Origin of the sequence: Laceyella tengchongensis, from assembly GCF_900182735.1 — a bacterium.
Classification (GTDB): domain Bacteria; phylum Bacillota; class Bacilli; order Thermoactinomycetales; family Thermoactinomycetaceae; genus Laceyella; species Laceyella tengchongensis.
On sequence record NZ_FXTU01000006.1, the window covers coordinates 74,841 to 89,822 of the forward strand.

At 50.1% G+C, this 14,982-nt stretch carries 13 protein-coding genes and 1 riboswitch; of the genes, 11 read left to right on the forward strand and 2 right to left on the reverse strand.

Features of this window, described 5'->3' with window-relative positions; genetic code table 11:
- The first annotated feature begins 132 nt into the window (after window positions 1–132).
- The 8 genes from QQZ12_RS12620 (at window position 133) to QQZ12_RS12655 (ending at window position 7,705) form a co-directional block, all read left to right on the forward strand.
- Window positions 133–1,461 carry an anti-phage deoxyguanosine triphosphatase gene (locus QQZ12_RS12620; RefSeq protein ID WP_106342895.1) on the forward strand — a complete coding sequence of 443 codons (1,329 nt, stop codon included), beginning with the start codon at window positions 133–135 and terminating at the stop codon, window positions 1,459–1,461.
- A gap of 240 nt (window positions 1,462–1,701) precedes the next feature.
- Window positions 1,702–2,496 carry a transporter substrate-binding domain-containing protein gene (locus tag QQZ12_RS12625; RefSeq protein ID WP_284724506.1) on the forward strand — a complete coding sequence of 265 codons (795 nt, stop codon included), beginning with the start codon at window positions 1,702–1,704 and terminating at the stop codon, window positions 2,494–2,496.
- 273 nt (window positions 2,497–2,769) lie between these two features.
- Window positions 2,770–4,308 (forward strand): glucose-6-phosphate dehydrogenase, encoded by a 1,539-nt coding sequence (gene zwf, locus QQZ12_RS12630; RefSeq protein WP_321195641.1) that lies wholly within the window; start codon window positions 2,770–2,772, stop codon window positions 4,306–4,308.
- Between the two features lie 20 nt (window positions 4,309–4,328).
- Complete coding sequence (locus tag QQZ12_RS12635; protein ID WP_102992101.1) at window positions 4,329–4,958, forward strand: cyclase family protein; 630 nt, start codon at window positions 4,329–4,331, stop codon at window positions 4,956–4,958.
- A 132-nt stretch (window positions 4,959–5,090) separates the two neighbouring features.
- Complete coding sequence (locus QQZ12_RS12640; protein WP_022736119.1) at window positions 5,091–5,780, forward strand: amino acid ABC transporter permease; 690 nt, start codon at window positions 5,091–5,093, stop codon at window positions 5,778–5,780.
- A gap of 16 nt (window positions 5,781–5,796) precedes the next feature.
- Window positions 5,797–6,543, forward strand: coding sequence for an amino acid ABC transporter ATP-binding protein (locus tag QQZ12_RS12645; RefSeq protein WP_102992102.1), 747 nt, complete (start codon window positions 5,797–5,799; stop codon window positions 6,541–6,543).
- A 182-nt stretch (window positions 6,544–6,725) separates the two neighbouring features.
- Window positions 6,726–7,262 (forward strand): DUF6932 family protein, encoded by a 537-nt coding sequence (locus tag QQZ12_RS12650; RefSeq protein WP_102992103.1) that lies wholly within the window; start codon window positions 6,726–6,728, stop codon window positions 7,260–7,262.
- A 5-nt stretch (window positions 7,263–7,267) separates the two neighbouring features.
- The gene (locus QQZ12_RS12655) at window positions 7,268–7,705 is read left to right on the forward strand and encodes a helix-turn-helix domain-containing protein (protein WP_102992104.1); all 438 of its coding nucleotides are present in this window, start codon (window positions 7,268–7,270) and stop codon (window positions 7,703–7,705) included.
- Window positions 7,706–7,799: 94 nt separating this feature from the next.
- Here the strand turns inward: QQZ12_RS12655 and QQZ12_RS12660 are convergent, their stop codons facing one another.
- Both QQZ12_RS12660 and QQZ12_RS12665 read right to left on the reverse strand, forming a co-directional pair.
- Window positions 7,800–8,612, reverse strand: coding sequence for a YqhG family protein (locus QQZ12_RS12660; protein ID WP_189319001.1), 813 nt, complete (start codon window positions 8,610–8,612; stop codon window positions 7,800–7,802).
- Window positions 8,593–10,317: a DEAD/DEAH box helicase gene (locus QQZ12_RS12665; protein ID WP_102992106.1), complete on the reverse strand. Its 1,725-nt coding sequence runs from the start codon at window positions 10,315–10,317 to the stop codon at window positions 8,593–8,595. The genes QQZ12_RS12660 and QQZ12_RS12665 overlap by 20 nt, the downstream gene beginning before the upstream one ends.
- Window positions 10,318–10,484: 167 nt before the next feature.
- A riboswitch (glycine riboswitch) is annotated at window positions 10,485–10,580 on the forward strand.
- Window positions 10,581–10,745: 165 nt separating this feature from the next.
- Between QQZ12_RS12665 and gcvT the strand changes: the two genes are divergently transcribed.
- Genes gcvT through gcvPB form a run of 3 tightly spaced genes read left to right on the forward strand, consistent with a single transcriptional unit; the run spans window position 10,746 to window position 14,685 of the window.
- Window positions 10,746–11,840, forward strand: coding sequence for a glycine cleavage system aminomethyltransferase GcvT (gene gcvT, locus QQZ12_RS12670; RefSeq protein WP_102992107.1), 1,095 nt, complete (start codon window positions 10,746–10,748; stop codon window positions 11,838–11,840).
- Window positions 11,841–11,878: 38 nt separating this feature from the next.
- Window positions 11,879–13,225 carry an aminomethyl-transferring glycine dehydrogenase subunit GcvPA gene (gcvPA, locus tag QQZ12_RS12675; RefSeq protein ID WP_102992108.1) on the forward strand — a complete coding sequence of 449 codons (1,347 nt, stop codon included), beginning with the start codon at window positions 11,879–11,881 and terminating at the stop codon, window positions 13,223–13,225.
- Window positions 13,225–14,685, forward strand: a complete 1,461-nt coding sequence (gene gcvPB, locus QQZ12_RS12680; protein ID WP_022736127.1) for an aminomethyl-transferring glycine dehydrogenase subunit GcvPB — start codon at window positions 13,225–13,227, stop codon at window positions 14,683–14,685. The genes gcvPA and gcvPB overlap by 1 nt, the downstream gene beginning before the upstream one ends.
- Window positions 14,686–14,982 lie beyond the last annotated feature (297 nt).

The following is a 14,982-nucleotide window of genomic DNA, read 5'->3' on the forward strand; positions in this document are numbered from 1 at the left end:
TAGACACATCCCAGGCCTGCTTCCGAAAAGGTTTTGGGCCATCGTCGGCGGTTTGCCTGTCGGACGGGCTTGCATCCGACGCATCGGTTTATCGCCCAGCCGGTTGCGGAACAGCAGAGGAGGTCAAGTGTTTTGATCATTTATCGCGCTCGTGAAAATCATTTGTATTATCCATCGGACATGGAACGGAGGAAGCCGTCTTCTTCACGCCACCTCTCAGATGCCCGTGATTCGTTTGAAAAAGATTTTGGGCGGATTGTGCACAGTGCCGCATTTCGGCGCTTGCAGTCTAAAACGCAAGTGATCGGCAGTGTGGCTGGCGATTTTCACCGCACTAGGCTGACCCATTCGATGGAAGCGGCACAGATCGCGCGAGGAATAGTGATCCATCTCAATGCCCATCACCCGTTGTTCAATCAAGAGAACGCCCTGGATGTGTCGTTGATCGAAGCGGCCGCATTGGCGCATGACTTGGGACATCCCCCTTTCGGACATCGGGGGGAAGAAGCCTTGCATGAATGCATGCGAGATTATGGCGGATTTGAAGGGAACGCCCATACATTCCGTATTCTCACCCGGCTGGAGGGAGAAGAGGAATTCGGCCTGAATCTGACTAGAGCGTTGTTGCTGGCAGTCATGAAATATCCCATTGTGTTGGATGAAGCGGTCAATGAAGATCAGTACCGCGCAACGGGCAAAATCTTACCCCCAAAGGCGAGCGTCTTTGCCTGTGACCGGCAGGTGTTTGCATGGGTGTGCTCTTCATTCACCAAAGAAGAGACCCGTCACTTTCTAGCTACGACGGATCATCCGGATCGGCATCGGCAGACCAAGCATAAAACGTTGGAGTGCTCTATCATTGAATTGGCGGACGATATCGCCTATGGAACACATGACGCCGAAGATGCCGTCCATCTGGGTTTCATCCAGTTGGAGCAATTGAAGGAGTGCATCCGCCCCTTCGCCCGTTCCGAAGAATACCAAGAGTTGCGTGAAGCCTGGAATGTGTTGAACCCGTTGCATCAAGGGCATAATCATTTGCGGTACAAATTGAAAAAGGTGATTACGGCATTGATTTCCACCTTCATCACCCACATTCAGGTGGAGTTGAATGAAGGATCTTTTCACTCGCCTCGTTTAAAATACCGCGTGTATCTTCCGCCCGAGTTGCAGACGCTTTTGGAGCAGTTGAAACAATTGGTTTCAGACAGGGTAATTGATGCACAGCGGGTACAAACGATCTCATGGAAAGGGGCCTATGTCATTAAGCAGTTGTTCCAAGCGTTCATGAATGAAGAACGCCTGCTTACGGAACATGACCGCTACCAATTCCGCCTGGCTTCTACCGATGAACAACGTGCCCGGATTGTATGTGACTATATTGCAGGTATGACCGATTCATTTGCGTTGCGCATGTATGACCGGCTGTACGGGCAATCCCGCAGCTTTTTTGATATATAGGCTTGGTTGGGCTTTCGGCAGAAAGTCCTCCCTGGCCCATTTTATTGAAAAATCTGTATAATAAGAAATTTTGTTTTACCTTTGGTTTAGTAAATGGATTTGTCAGAAGCAGAGTTATTTTGTTTTAACAGGCAAAAATAGTAATTGACAACAAGATTATGGTATGAGTAAGATCAATCTTAGAAAATCGTTAATGCATACCTACTAACTTGGTATTATACCGATAGGAGAGTTGGTAAGATGAAAAAGATGCAACGCATGTTCGCTACCATCTTGTCGGCCGCGCTGTTCGGCGTGTTGGCCACGGGATGCAGCGTGCAAACACAAGAAAAAGACCTGCTGAGCCAGATCAAAGAGCGCGGAACCATTCGCATCGGGACTGAGGGGACTTATAAGCCGTTCACTTTTCATGATGAGAAAAGCGGAAAACTGACCGGATATGATGTTGAAGTGGCCGAAGAAGTAAGCAAGCGAATCGGTGTTAAAGCGGAGTTTGTAGAAACACCGTGGGAAGGGATGCTCACCAGCTTGAAAACGGGCAAAGTCGACATGGTGGCCAATCAGGTGGGCGTCAAGCCGGATCGCCTAAAGGTCTTTGATTTTTCCAAGCCATACACGGTGTCTTTCTCCCAAATCGTTGTCCATCAGGACAATCAGGATATTAAAAGCATCGAAGATGTAAAAGGGAAAAAAGCGGGACAAACACCCACAAGCAATTATGGACAAATGGCGCGTGACGCCGGCGCCAATCTCATTGCCTATGAAGACATGATGGGCGCGATGAAAGACGTGGCCGCAAAACGGGTTGACTTGAGCATCAATGACCGTTTGGCGGTGGCCGAAATGCTCAAGTCTGTGAATATGCCTTTGAAAACGATCGACGTAAAGGCTGATCGTTCAGAAAGCGCGTTTCCGGTGCCCAAAGGGAACAAGGACTTGGTGGATGAAATCAACAAAGCGTTGGATAGCATGCGCCAAGATGGTACGTTGGCCAAAATTTCCCAAAAATGGTTTGGGCAAGATATCACGAAGTAATGGGATCGTCGCTGGCAGCAAGGACTCTTCCTTTATCAGAGGAAGAGTTTTTTCATACATTGAAGGCGCTGGGAGTCGCCAAATATGGAGGGCATGGAAAAAAATTCTGCCGAAAATCTTGCGCATTTCTTCATCTTGAAGCAAAATAGGGTTGTTTTGAAGTTATTTCATTTAGAGCGTATTTACTTATCCTACCGAATGATCATAGGTGCTCAAACACATATTAAGCGCAAAGACGTGTTCGAGCTATGTTATCCAAAGGAGTGAAACCATGTGTCCCACCATGCCCGAGTGAGTGAACCGTTTTCCATGGTCATTTTTGGTGCGACTGGGGATTTGGCCAAGCGGAAATTGTTTCCTGCCCTATTCAGTCTTTATATGAATAAGTTGCTACCTCCGACTTTCCGAATCATCGGTGTCGGACGCAGGCCGCGAACCCATGAACAATTTAGGGAAGCTGTCCGCAAATCAGTTGATGAATTCTCTCGCATCAAGGTGGCTGATGAGGCATCATGGCAACAATTCATTAAAAACTTCACTTATACGGTTGCCGATGTGACAAATCCGGCGGATTACGAGGGAATCAAATCATTGATTGAAGGATTTGAAACAGAGCATGGGGTGGAGCCTTGCCGCTTGTTCTACTTGGCGGTGGCCCCAGATCTGTTCGCCACGGTTTCCCATAATCTGAAAGCGATCGGCCTTGGCGATACACGTGGAGTCAAGCGTTTGATCATCGAAAAGCCAATCGGCAATGACTTCCTTTCTGCCAAAGAGATTGATGAACAGATCAAACAGACGTTTACAGAAAAAGAAATCTATCGGATCGACCATTATCTTGGTAAGGAAATGGTGCAAAACATCAATGTGATCCGTTTTGCCAACAGCATTTTTGAACCACTGTGGAACCACCATCACATCGCATGCGTCCAAATTACCGCCAGCGAAACGGTGGGTGTGGAGGAGCGCGCCGCTTATTACGACCGTGCAGGCGCTTTGAGGGATATGGTACAAAACCATATGCTACAAATGCTGATGATGGTATGCATGGAACCGCCAAGCCGCTTGAAAACGGAAGCGATCCATGATGAGAAGATCAAAGTGTTGCGTTCGTTGCGCCAGTACACAGAAGAGGAAGCCGGTGCATATGTGGTGCGCGGGCAGTATCAAGCGGGTATTTTGAACGGCAAGGCCGTACCGGCATACCGCGATGAGAAAAATGTGGATTCGGCTTCCGAAACGGAAACCTTCGTGGCGGCCAAGCTGTATGTGGACAACCTGCGCTGGGCAGGAGTTCCTTTTTATATCCGCACCGGCAAGCGGATGGGCGCGAAGGCGACGGAGATTGTGATACAATTCAAAGAGATGCCTAAGAACTTGTATTTCAATAAGAATAACGATCTGGGCCCCAACTTGCTTGTCATCACCATCAATCCAGATGAAGGCATCCATATGGTGTTGAATGCGAAGAAGCCCGGCTCTGACAATCAGATTATGCCGATTGCGATGGAGTTCTGTAACAATTGTGAGCAAGGCACACCGGAAGCATATGAGTCGTTGATCCATGACGCGATTGTCGGTGACCAAACCTTTTTCACACATTGGGAAGAAGTGGCCTTGGCTTGGGAATTCATCGATCCGATTCGTCGGGCGTGGGACCGGAACCTACACAAGCTCCACTTCTATGAAAGCGGCACTTGGGGGCCGGCGTCTGCCCATGCATTGCTAGCGGAAGAAGGGCACCACTGGTGGCCGGTGACCAAGGAACGGCAGCACCGCGTTGTTAGAGCGACGGAAATGATTACTACATAGAGGCAGGGAGAGAACAAACCATGAAAATGTATGATGTGTCCATGACGATTACGGAAGGGATGCAAGTATACAAAAATAAAGAGTCCAAGCAACCCCGCATCTCGGTTGTACAGGACTTTGACACTGCGCCTTGCCGCGAATCGCGGGTCGATATGGATGTACATTGCGGAACCCATGTTGATTCGCCATTGCACATGTTGCCTGATGGTGGCACGATGGAGAGCATTCCGCTGGAACGGTTGGTGGGCCCCTGCCAAGTGCTTGACCTGACTGACGTCACAGGGGGGATCACCCGCGCCGATCTGGAAAAGTTCGACATTCGCCAGGGTGGGTTTTACCTGCTCAAAACCAAAAACTCTTTCCAGGAAGCATTTGACTTTGATTTTGTCTTTCTGGCTGAAGACGGCGCCGAATATCTCGCTAGTAAGGGGATTAGCGGGGTAGGGATCGATGCGTTGGGTATCGAACGCGCGCAAGCTGGCCATCCCACGCATAAGACTCTCTTCCGTGCAGATGTCATTATCATGGAAGGACTGCGTCTAAAAGAAGTGCCAGAAGGTGAGTATTTCATGGTGGCAGCGCCTATCAAATTGCTCACCACGGAAGCTGCGCCGGCGCGTGTTATCTTGTTTGAGGGAGTAACGGTTTGATTTTAGCTGAGAGCGACTTCTATTGGTGAATAGAAGTCGTTCTTTTGTTTGACAATAATAAATCCGAGATATATGATAGAAATTATTAACTATGAAATGGTAAGCGGTTGGAATCAATTTGGGGTGGGATGAATGGAGATATTGCGAGCAATACGATGGGAAAGTTTGTTTGATGTCGAATTGGCTATCAAAGCGGCGCCACAACTGTTGATTGGACTAATGGATACGATTTGGATTAGCTTGTTGACGATGGCGATTGGGCTCGTCTTGGGATTGTTGACCGCGATGGCGCGAATGTCGAGCAATCCGCTGTTCCGTTATCCAGCGCGGGCTTATATTTCGCTCATCCGTGGTACGCCGCTCTTGGTGCAGATTTTCATCTTGTATTTCGGCTTGCCGGTGATCGGGATCACCTTGACGCCGCTCTTGGCCGGGATCATCGGTTTGTCGCTCAATGTAGGGGCGTACTCGTCTGAAACGATCCGCGGTTCCATTCTTTCCATTCCGAAAGGACAATGGGAAGCGGCAGCGTCACTCAACATGACGTATTGGCAGACGATGCGGCGTGTGATCATCCCGCAGGCGACCAGAGTTGCCCTGCCCTCTCTGGCCAACACGTTCATGAGTTTGGTCAAAGATACGTCCCTGTTGGCGATGATCACGGTGCAAGAGATGTTTTATCAAGCGAAAGTGATCGGTGCGCGGGAATGGGATTACATGACGGTCTTCATTATGATCGCGTTGTTTTATTGGGTGGTGTGCACATTGTTAAGTTTTGCCCAAGATAAGCTGGAAGAACGTTATGGGCGCTATGCTTCGTAGGAAGGGGGAAGGACGGATGATTCGGGTCAAAGGATTGCAAAAGGCGTTTAAGCAAAATCAAGTGCTCAAGGGCATTGATTTGGAAGTGGCGCCGGGAGAAGTGATCTGTGTGATCGGGCCGAGCGGGTCTGGTAAATCCACTTTCCTGCGCTGTTTAAATATGTTGGAACGCCCCGATGCCGGGGAGATTGAATTGGACGGAGATGTGTTGCAATTCACCGGAAAAGATGTGCCCATGAAGCAAATGCGGAAGTTGCGGGCCAAAACGGGGATGGTGTTCCAAAGCTTTAACCTCTTTCCCCACATGACCGCACTGGAAAACGTTATGGAAGGGCCGCTGGTGGTCAAAGGGCAGCCCAAAGAGCAAGTAAAGCGGTCAGCGGAAGCTTTGCTGGCGAAGGTAGGCTTGTCGGACAAAAAAGATTTGTTTCCGGGTCAATTGTCCGGCGGCCAACAACAACGGGTGGCGATTGCCCGCGCTTTGGCCATGGAACCAAGCGTACTCTTATTTGATGAACCGACATCCGCGCTAGATCCAGAGCTGGTCGGGGAAGTGTTGAAAACGATGCAGGAATTGGCCCAAGAAGGTCAAACCATGGTGATTGTCACCCATGAGATGGCTTTTGCGCGCGATGTAGCCGACCGCATTGTGTTCATGGATGAAGGGGTCGTGGTTGAGTCGGGCCCGCCTGAGCAGGTGTTTGCGCATCCCGCCGAAGAGCGCACCCGGCGTTTTCTAAGCAAGTTTCTCGTCAAACAATGATTAGAAGTAGCAACGGACCGTTCGCCAAGTGGCGAGCGGTTTTTTTGCGCTTTGCGGCCGCTTGCAAGCGGTGATCACGGTTTCCTCTTTTTCGTCATTTATGTTAACATATGTGTTAAGGGTGATTGTAAAGTTTGGCTATGCAGTTGAATAGGATAAAATACAGGAGGAAATCCTGACTGATGAGATTTAATGAATACGGCTTATTGGAACCAGGCGATTATCCACTTACCTTTGAGCAATTGAGAGAATCGATCCTTGTCAAAGGGGAAGGAAATTCCCTGCTTCCTTGGGATGGATACTGGCGAAGCCGTTTGGTCGAAAATCTGGAGATCTGTGTGAAGCAGCTGTGGGCCTGTGGGGTGGAGGAAATTTATATCGACGGTTCTTTCTGTACTGATAAATATCAGCCTAACGATATTGATGGCTACTTTATCCCCCCTGATCCCAAGGCGGTGTTCAACGGGAAGTTGATTGAGCAATTGAACCGCCTCGATCCCCACAAATGCTGGGGATGGGATCGCAATCGCTTTGATGCATACGGCAATCTGCAATTGGAGATGTGGCACCGCTACCGGGTGGAATTGTACCCTCACTGCAAGGGAGTGTACTCCGGGGTTAAAAACGGCCAAGGGCAGAACATGAAATTTGATGAGTTTTTTCGCCGGGACCGCGATTTTGACATGGTCAAGGGGATCGTGAAGTTGATGAAAGGATGATAGCGATGATTAAGACGGAGCAGGAGTATAAGCGTTGCATGACGCAAGTTGCGCAACAGGAACAGCTCTTGGCGGAGCAAAGGGCCGAACTGGAAAAAATGGGGTTGACGAAAGAGCAAATCGAACGAGGATTGGCGCCGGCGCGGTTCTTTGGAGAGCGGTTAAAGCGGGAAATCCATGAGTATGAAAGCTATAAGTCTGGTCAGTTCGATATGCGCTGTACATTGGACAATATCGGCCGCCAATTGATCGCCTTTCGCATCTACAAAGGGATATCACAGGCCGAACTGGCTAAGCGGCTGGGCGTTTCCCCGCCACAAGTGTCCCGCGATGAGCGCAATGAGTACGGTGGCGCTAGCATGGAGAAAATCAAACAAGTGTTGAAGGCGTTGGAGATGGAAGTGTGGATTGTGCCGAGTGAATTGGAACAGGTGTCGGGTTGACGGCCCCACGAATGGTTATAATGGGTTTAATGTCAGCTAGGATAAGAGAAGGGCAAGTGGCACGTGGGGCAAGCGTGTCGCTTTTTTTTTGTGTTCAAGAAAATGTTTGGGCTTCGGCGTAAAACAGGCCGGCGTTGATGCAATGCAGCTCGGCGCGGGGGGCGTATTGCCACACGATTTCCTCGCGGCGCTGTTTTTTGTCTCGCTCCGCTTCTTCAGATAACGAGTCTGGATAGAACGAATCCAATTGGGCCAATTCCGCTTCGCACCGCTCTTGCGCCTGCTCGGCCCAGCTCAGGTCTTCGTTTTGAATCTGTTCATGGACAACATACTCCAATTCACCGACCGCTTCATTCAGAGAAAGCCGCGGCGGCAATAGATGGCGGTGGGCGGGTAGTTTGCTTTGCCACTGGAAGGACTGGGCTTGCTGGTAAAAGTCAGGGGTGATTTCCCCACTGATCAGATTGATGCCCAACGACAGCAAGCGGTCTTTTTTTTGGTCGCAGATGTAGGAAAGTTTGTAATTGACCCCCAACCACGGGGTATACGCCTTGGATTGGGAGGCGAAAGCTTCTTTGCCTTTGGGCACTTGATACAAACGGGCAAAACGTCCGTGTTTTTGGGCGGAGCGCAACATTTGCGAAAATCGGGGCGCGCCGAAAAAGAGGGCTTCTCCTTTCAACCCTGGCGCTTGGTTTGCTGGATCAAACACGAGGTTAAGTGTGACAGGTTGCGGTTCGATGTTCATCTTTTCTACATACATCCAATAAAATGGGCGGTTTAGCAAATCTTTGTCCGCCAGAATCGAGAGCCGGGTGGTGATATGCGCTGGCCCAGATTCGATGATATGGCATCCTTGCAATCGAAGATATCGTTCGGTAAACGACCTAATTTGTTGTTGGTTCATAGCGCAACAATTCCTCTTTCGCTTCGTTTTCGACGGCGACGGCATGGCGCACCTGATGGAATGTGTCACCCCAGCGATCCAGGTGTTGCCGAATTTGTGCTTCATCGTGCGTTTCCAGCATGATGCGCATGAGATTGTGCTCCAATGATTCGTCTTCCATCTTCTCCAAAATGGTTTCCAGCTCGCCGATGACTGTTTCAAACAATTGAATTTTCTCTTGTAGCAACCAAATAATATGTTCTTCGATGGTGTTGAGGGTGGAAAAGTTGTAGATGGAGACATCATGCTGCTGACCCAACCGGTGAATGCGCCCGATCCGCTGTTCGACGCGCATGGGATTCCAAGGCATGTCAAAATTGATCATGTGGTGGCAGAATTGAAGATTAATCCCTTCCCCGCCAGCCTCTGTTGCGACCATCACCTGGGCTCGTTTTTGGAAAAGCTCCATCATCCAATCTTTTTTGTTCCGATTGAAACCGCCGCGAAAGGGCACCGCTGGAATCCCCGCTTGGGTCAGCTCGCGCAACAACATGTCTTGGGTTGCCCGGAATTCGGTGAAGAGAATCACTTTTTCGGGCGACAATTCCTTGATGAGGCGAAGCGCTTGCTCCACTTTGGAAGATGAGCGAACATTGCGCAACAACTGGATCAAATGAGCCACTTCGGGCGAAACTTCTTCTTTTTGTTCTTCTCCTTTTTTGACCAATTTGAATAACGTGTGGAATACTGCATCACGGCTGGAACAAACCTCTTTCTGCAACACCAAGAGCGACAGCATGCTTTTCAGATCGGTGCCCTCCCGGTATTTGGAACGCACGAATTGGGTGATGCCGTCGTATAGGGCCCGTTCTTCCGGCGACAGCTCAATGGTGATCGTTTTCACCTTCCGCTTTGTCAGATGTAATTGACTGTCACGACGCCGGTTGCGGATCAAAACCCGGCTGATTTCCTCCCGTAATTGGGCTTCGTTTTTCGCTTTTCGCTTGCCCGCTACATAATCGCTTTGAAAATCGGTCTGTTTTCCGAGTTGTCCCGGCTTCAGCAAGGTGACCAGATTATACAATTCGGCCATTTCATTCTGTACTGGTGTCGCCGTGAGCAGTAGACAGTATTTTTTTCGCAATTCATTGATGAACTGCCAGTTTTTTGTACGTCTGTTTTTCAGCTTATGGGCTTCGTCGACGATGACGATGTCATAATGTTTGCTGAGGACGCACGAACGGTGCGGGTCTCGTTTGGCAGTATCCAAGGAAGCGACGATAAAATCGTATTGATCCCACATCCACCCCTTTTTTTGGGCTACCGCCGGAATTTGAAATTTTTGATTCAGTTCGCGTGTCCACTGTAGCACCAGCGAAGAGGGAACGAGGATCAGCGCGCGCTTTACCAAGCCGCGGATGATGTACTCTTTCAGAATTAAGCCCGCTTCGATCGTTTTGCCCAGGCCGACTTCGTCAGCCAGGATGGCCCGGCCGCGCATCTCATTGATGACGCGTTTGGTTACATCAATTTGATGCGGAAGTGGATCAAACCCTTGAATTTGTTTCAAACTTTGGATAGATTCAAACGTAGGGACAATTTCTGCTTCGGCTGCTTCGACAGCGAGCTGAAAGCGTTCCCAATCAGCCCAGTCGCTGTCACGGTCGACTTTTGTTTGAAATTCGTCCACCCAAGTACGATCCATGCGAATTGGGAGAGATTTCATTGTAAATCTACCCACCTTTCTTCGGCCATGAGTTCCCATTACAGTATGGGTTAAAATGAGGAAAATCATGTGTCTGGAGAAAAAACGAACTTTTTTGGTCAAAGGTATCGAAATTCATCGGGAAATGTGGCACAATGTGGTTGTGATAAGTTCATATTGTTCGGCGGTTGAATGCGGGAGGAGAGACCATGCCATTGGCATGGCGCCGAAGGAGCAAGCCAGTCACAGGTGAATCTCTCAGGCAAAAGGAGGCCCGCTGGACGCCACTCTGGAGAGAGCCCGGTTTTTTCGCGGGCCACCAACGGGGCAACTCCATCCGACGGAATGGAGCAACTCTCAGGTAATCAGGACAGAGAAATCCCGATGCAACTTCATCAAGGGACGTTTCTGTCTTTTTTATATTTGTTGAAGAACGCGAGGTGGAACAGATGTCTGAGTTGAAACGAACGCCGCTTTATGAGACATACCGCACGGAAGCAAAAATGGTTCCTTTTGGCGGATGGGAAATGCCGGTGCAATTTGTCGGCATCAAGCAAGAACATGAGGCGGTTAGAACAAAAGCAGGCCTGTTTGATGTGTCCCATATGGGCGAAGTGCGGATCAGCGGTTCTGGCGCGCTCCCCTTTATCCAAAAGATAACCACGAATGACGCCAGTCGGTTGCAAATCGGGGATGCGCAATACGCGATCATGTGCTATCCCGATGGAGGCACAGTTGATGACTTGCTTGTGTACCGCACCGGAGAGAATGAGTATCTGCTTGTCATCAACGCATCCAACATCGACAAAGATGTTGCTTGGATGAAAGAGCACCAAACAGACGAAGTTACCATCGAGAACATTTCGGATGACATCGCGCAACTCGCTTTACAAGGCCCGTTGGCGGAGAGCGTCCTGCAAACACTGACGGAGACCGATTTGTCGGAAATCAAATTTTTCAAATTCAAGCAAAATGTGAACATCGCTGGTGTTCCCACGTTGGTATCCCGGACAGGATATACGGGGGAAGATGGGTTTGAGCTGTATTTCGCACGTGCCGAAGCGCCCAAGTTGTGGCGGGAGATTCTTGCCGCCGGCAAGGAGCAGGGCGTATTGCCGTGCGGTTTAGGAGCTCGGGACACCCTCCGCTTTGAAGCGCGCCTCCCTTTGTACGGCCAGGAATTGTCGCCGGAGATTTCACCGCTTGAAGCAGGTCTAGGATTTGCTGTCAAGTTGGATAAAGGGGACTTCATTGGCCGCGATGCGTTGGCGAAACAAAAAGAATTGGGGCTTGCCCGCAAGCTGGTCGGCATCGAAATGATCGACCGCGGAATTCCGCGTAGCCACTATCCGGTCTACGTAGGCGAAGAACGGATCGGTGAAGTGACCACTGGAACGCAATCTCCCACTTTGAAGAAGAATGTCGGTTTGGCTCTTCTGAAGACAGAGTTCACTGACTTGGATCAAGTGGTCGAAGTGGAGATTCGCGGCAAACGCTTAAAAGCGCGCGTGGTGAAAGTGCCTTTCTATAAACGGCCGAAGTGAGCGCCGTACAGCTGAAGATGGTAGGGGGAGAACTGAAGATGAAATTTCGCTATTTGCCGCAGACGGAGCAAGATCGAAAGCAAATGCTGGAAACGATTGGCGTAGAGTCTGTTGATGAATTGTTTGCCGAAATCCCTGAAAGTGTGCGCTTTAAAGGGAAAATGAACCTGCCAGCGCCAATGAGCGAACTAACATTGGTGAAGCACATGAATCGTATGGCTGGACGCAACACTTCAATGGATCAGGTAGTTTCGTTTTTGGGGGCAGGCGTGTATGAACATCATATCCCAAGCGTGGTCGGGCATGTCGTATCGCGCTCGGAATTTTACACCGCGTACACCCCGTATCAATCAGAAATCAGCCAAGGGGAATTGCAAGCCATTTTTGAGTTTCAAACCATGATCTGCGAATTGACAGGCATGGATGTGGCTAACTCGTCCATGTACGATGGCCATACGGCGCTCTCGGAAGCAGCGAGCATGGCCGCGGCCACTTCCCGCAAACGGAAAATCGTCATTTCGCAAACCGTGCATCCCGAGGCGCGGCAAATTCTGTTGACCAGCGCCAAGGGGTTGGGTCTGCAAGTTGTCGAAGTGCCGCATCAAGATGGCGTAACTGACTTGGCGGCGCTCTCTGCTGAGGCGGATGAAGAGACGGCGGCGGTGATTGTGCAATCACCCAACTTCTTCGGGAATATTGAAGATTTGGCGCAAGTAGAGCGCATCGCCCACGCTCACAAAGGCCTGTTCATTGTCAGCGCCAATCCTTTGTCGCTCGGACTGTTGAAGCCGCCGGGGCAATACGGCGCCGACATTGTAGTTGGCGACGCGCAGCCATTAGGGATCGCACCGTCCTTCGGGGGACCGCACTGCGGCTATTTTGCGACGACCAAAGCGCTGATGCGCCGCATTCCAGGCCGGATCGTCGGACAGACGGTCGATGAAAACGGAAAGCGCGGGTTTGTGCTTACTTTGCAAGCGCGTGAACAACACATCCGTCGCGACAAAGCGACATCAAACATCTGCTCCAACCAAGCACTGTTGGCCCTAGCAGCATCGGTTTACATGTCAGCGCTGGGGAAACAAGGGATGCAAGACGTGGCGCGCCTTAATCTGCAAAAAGCGCATTATGCCAAAGAGAGACTCAGCCAGGTAGAAGGGATTGAGATCGCATTCAGCCAGCCGTTTTTCAACGAGTTTGTGGTCAAATTGCCTCATCCCGTAAGCGAAGTAAATCGCAAGCTGTTGGAACAAGGCATCATCGGCGGCTACGATCTGGGACGTGATTATCCGGAGCTGGCCAACCATATGCTGATTGCGGTGACGGAAGTGCGGACGAAAGAAGAAATTGATATGTTGGCGAATGGTTTGGAGGGTCTGCTGTGATGAAAACAACCGAAGAAAAAGCACTCATTTTCGAAATGAGCCAGCCAGGACGTGTAGCATACAGCTTACCAGAATCGGATGTGCCAGAAGGGGATTTTTTGCCGCCGGAACTGATGCGGGAAACACCGGCCGAGCTGCCCGAGGTGTCCGAATTGGACTTGATGCGCCATTACACGGAGTTGTCCCGTCGCAACCATGGGGTAGACAATGGATTTTATCCGTTGGGTTCCTGCACGATGAAATACAATCCCAAAGTGCATGAAGATGTGGCTCGTTTCCCTGGGTTTGCCAAGATTCATCCGTATCAAGCGGAAGAGACGGTGCAAGGGGCGCTGGAATTGTTGTACGAATTGCAACGGGATTTGGCCGAAATCACAGGCATGGATGCGGTGACGTTGCAATCCGCGGCGGGTGCACAAGGAGAATGGACCGGGTTGATGATGATACGCGCATATCATGAGTCCCGCGGGGAGTCTAAGCGCGACAAAGTTATTGTGCCTGATTCGGCGCATGGAACGAACCCGGCGAGTGCGACGGTGGCAGGTTTTAAAACCATCACCATCCCCTCCAATGAGAAAGGCTTGGTGGATGTAGAGGAATTGAAAAAGGTGTTGGGTGACGATACGGCCGCGTTAATGTTGACCAACCCAAATACCTTGGGCTTGTTTGAAGAAGAGATCAACGTGATCGCGGACTTGGTTCACGAAGCGGGCGGACTGCTGTACTATGATGGAGCCAACGCCAATGCTATTTTGGGAATCGCCCGTCCGGGAGACATGGGATTTGACGTCGTTCACTTAAATCTGCATAAAACGTTTACCACCCCGCACGGTGGAGGCGGCCCAGGAGCTGGACCGGTTGGCGTGAAAAAAGAGCTGTTGCCGTTTTTGCCGAAGCCGATGGTGGCCAAGGCTGAGGATGGTAGCTACTACTTCGATTACGACCTGCCACAATCAATTGGCCGCATCAAAGGGTATTACGGAAACTTCGGCATCTTGGTTCGCGCGTATGCGTATATTCGCACCATGGGGCCTGAGGGGTTGCGGCAAGTGTCCGAAAACGCTGTGATGAACGCCAATTACATGATGCGCCGGTTGGAGCCGTATTATGATCTGCCGTTCAAGCAGCATTGCAAGCATGAGTTTGTGTTGTCGGGCAAAAGACAGAAGAAGTTGGGCGTTCGGACGCTGGATATCGCCAAGCGCTTGCTTGACTTTGGATTCCACCCGCCAACAATCTACTTCCCGCTGATTGTGGAGGAGTGTCTGATGATCGAACCGACTGAGACGGAATCCAAAGAAACGCTGGATCGCTTCATCGACACCATGATCCAAATCGCGAAAGAAGCAGAAGAAACGCCAGAACTGGTTCAGGAGGCGCCGCACCATACTGTGGTTAATCGCTTGGACGAAGTGACTGCGGCCCGCAAACCGGTGTTGCGCTGGTACAAGCAAGATTAAAAACGTGAATGGTTTAAAAGCGGATGGGGCAAGGGTTCCCATCCGCTTTTTTTATGGGTGTTAATAAAATTGATAAAAAAATATCCATATTTAAAAATGGGGTTGGCTTGGTATGGTAGGCACCTGCGTAAAACGATGCAAGAAAAACGGCGAGTTTTGAGTTGCTAACTCCATTTAATCCTACCTTTTTTCTTGGGTTTAATAGGGGAGGGAGGTAGTTTTTTTAGGGAGGATCAATGAAATTTTATACCATTGCGGTTGCGAATGTTGTACAATGACTAAAAGGAAATGTTGGGA

Bases quoted from the DNA above. Each gene is read 5' to 3' on its own strand.
- QQZ12_RS12625 (WP_284724506.1), top strand. From the start codon at position 1,702: ATGAAAAAGATGCAACGCATGTTCGCTACCATCTTGTCGGCCGCGCTG.
- gcvPB (WP_022736127.1), top strand. From the start codon at position 13,225: ATGAAAACAACCGAAGAAAAAGCACTCATTTTCGAAATGAGCCAGCCA.
- QQZ12_RS12660 (WP_189319001.1), bottom strand. From the start codon at position 8,612: ATGAACCAACAACAAATTAGGTCGTTTACCGAACGATATCTTCGATTG.
- gcvPA (WP_102992108.1), top strand. From the start codon at position 11,879: ATGAAATTTCGCTATTTGCCGCAGACGGAGCAAGATCGAAAGCAAATG.
- QQZ12_RS12640 (WP_022736119.1), top strand. From the start codon at position 5,091: ATGGAGATATTGCGAGCAATACGATGGGAAAGTTTGTTTGATGTCGAA.
- QQZ12_RS12655 (WP_102992104.1), top strand. From the start codon at position 7,268: ATGATTAAGACGGAGCAGGAGTATAAGCGTTGCATGACGCAAGTTGCG.
- QQZ12_RS12635 (WP_102992101.1), top strand. From the start codon at position 4,329: ATGAAAATGTATGATGTGTCCATGACGATTACGGAAGGGATGCAAGTA.
- QQZ12_RS12665 (WP_102992106.1), bottom strand. From the start codon at position 10,317: ATGAAATCTCTCCCAATTCGCATGGATCGTACTTGGGTGGACGAATTT.
- QQZ12_RS12645 (WP_102992102.1), top strand. From the start codon at position 5,797: ATGATTCGGGTCAAAGGATTGCAAAAGGCGTTTAAGCAAAATCAAGTG.
- gcvT (WP_102992107.1), top strand. From the start codon at position 10,746: ATGTCTGAGTTGAAACGAACGCCGCTTTATGAGACATACCGCACGGAA.
- QQZ12_RS12650 (WP_102992103.1), top strand. From the start codon at position 6,726: ATGAGATTTAATGAATACGGCTTATTGGAACCAGGCGATTATCCACTT.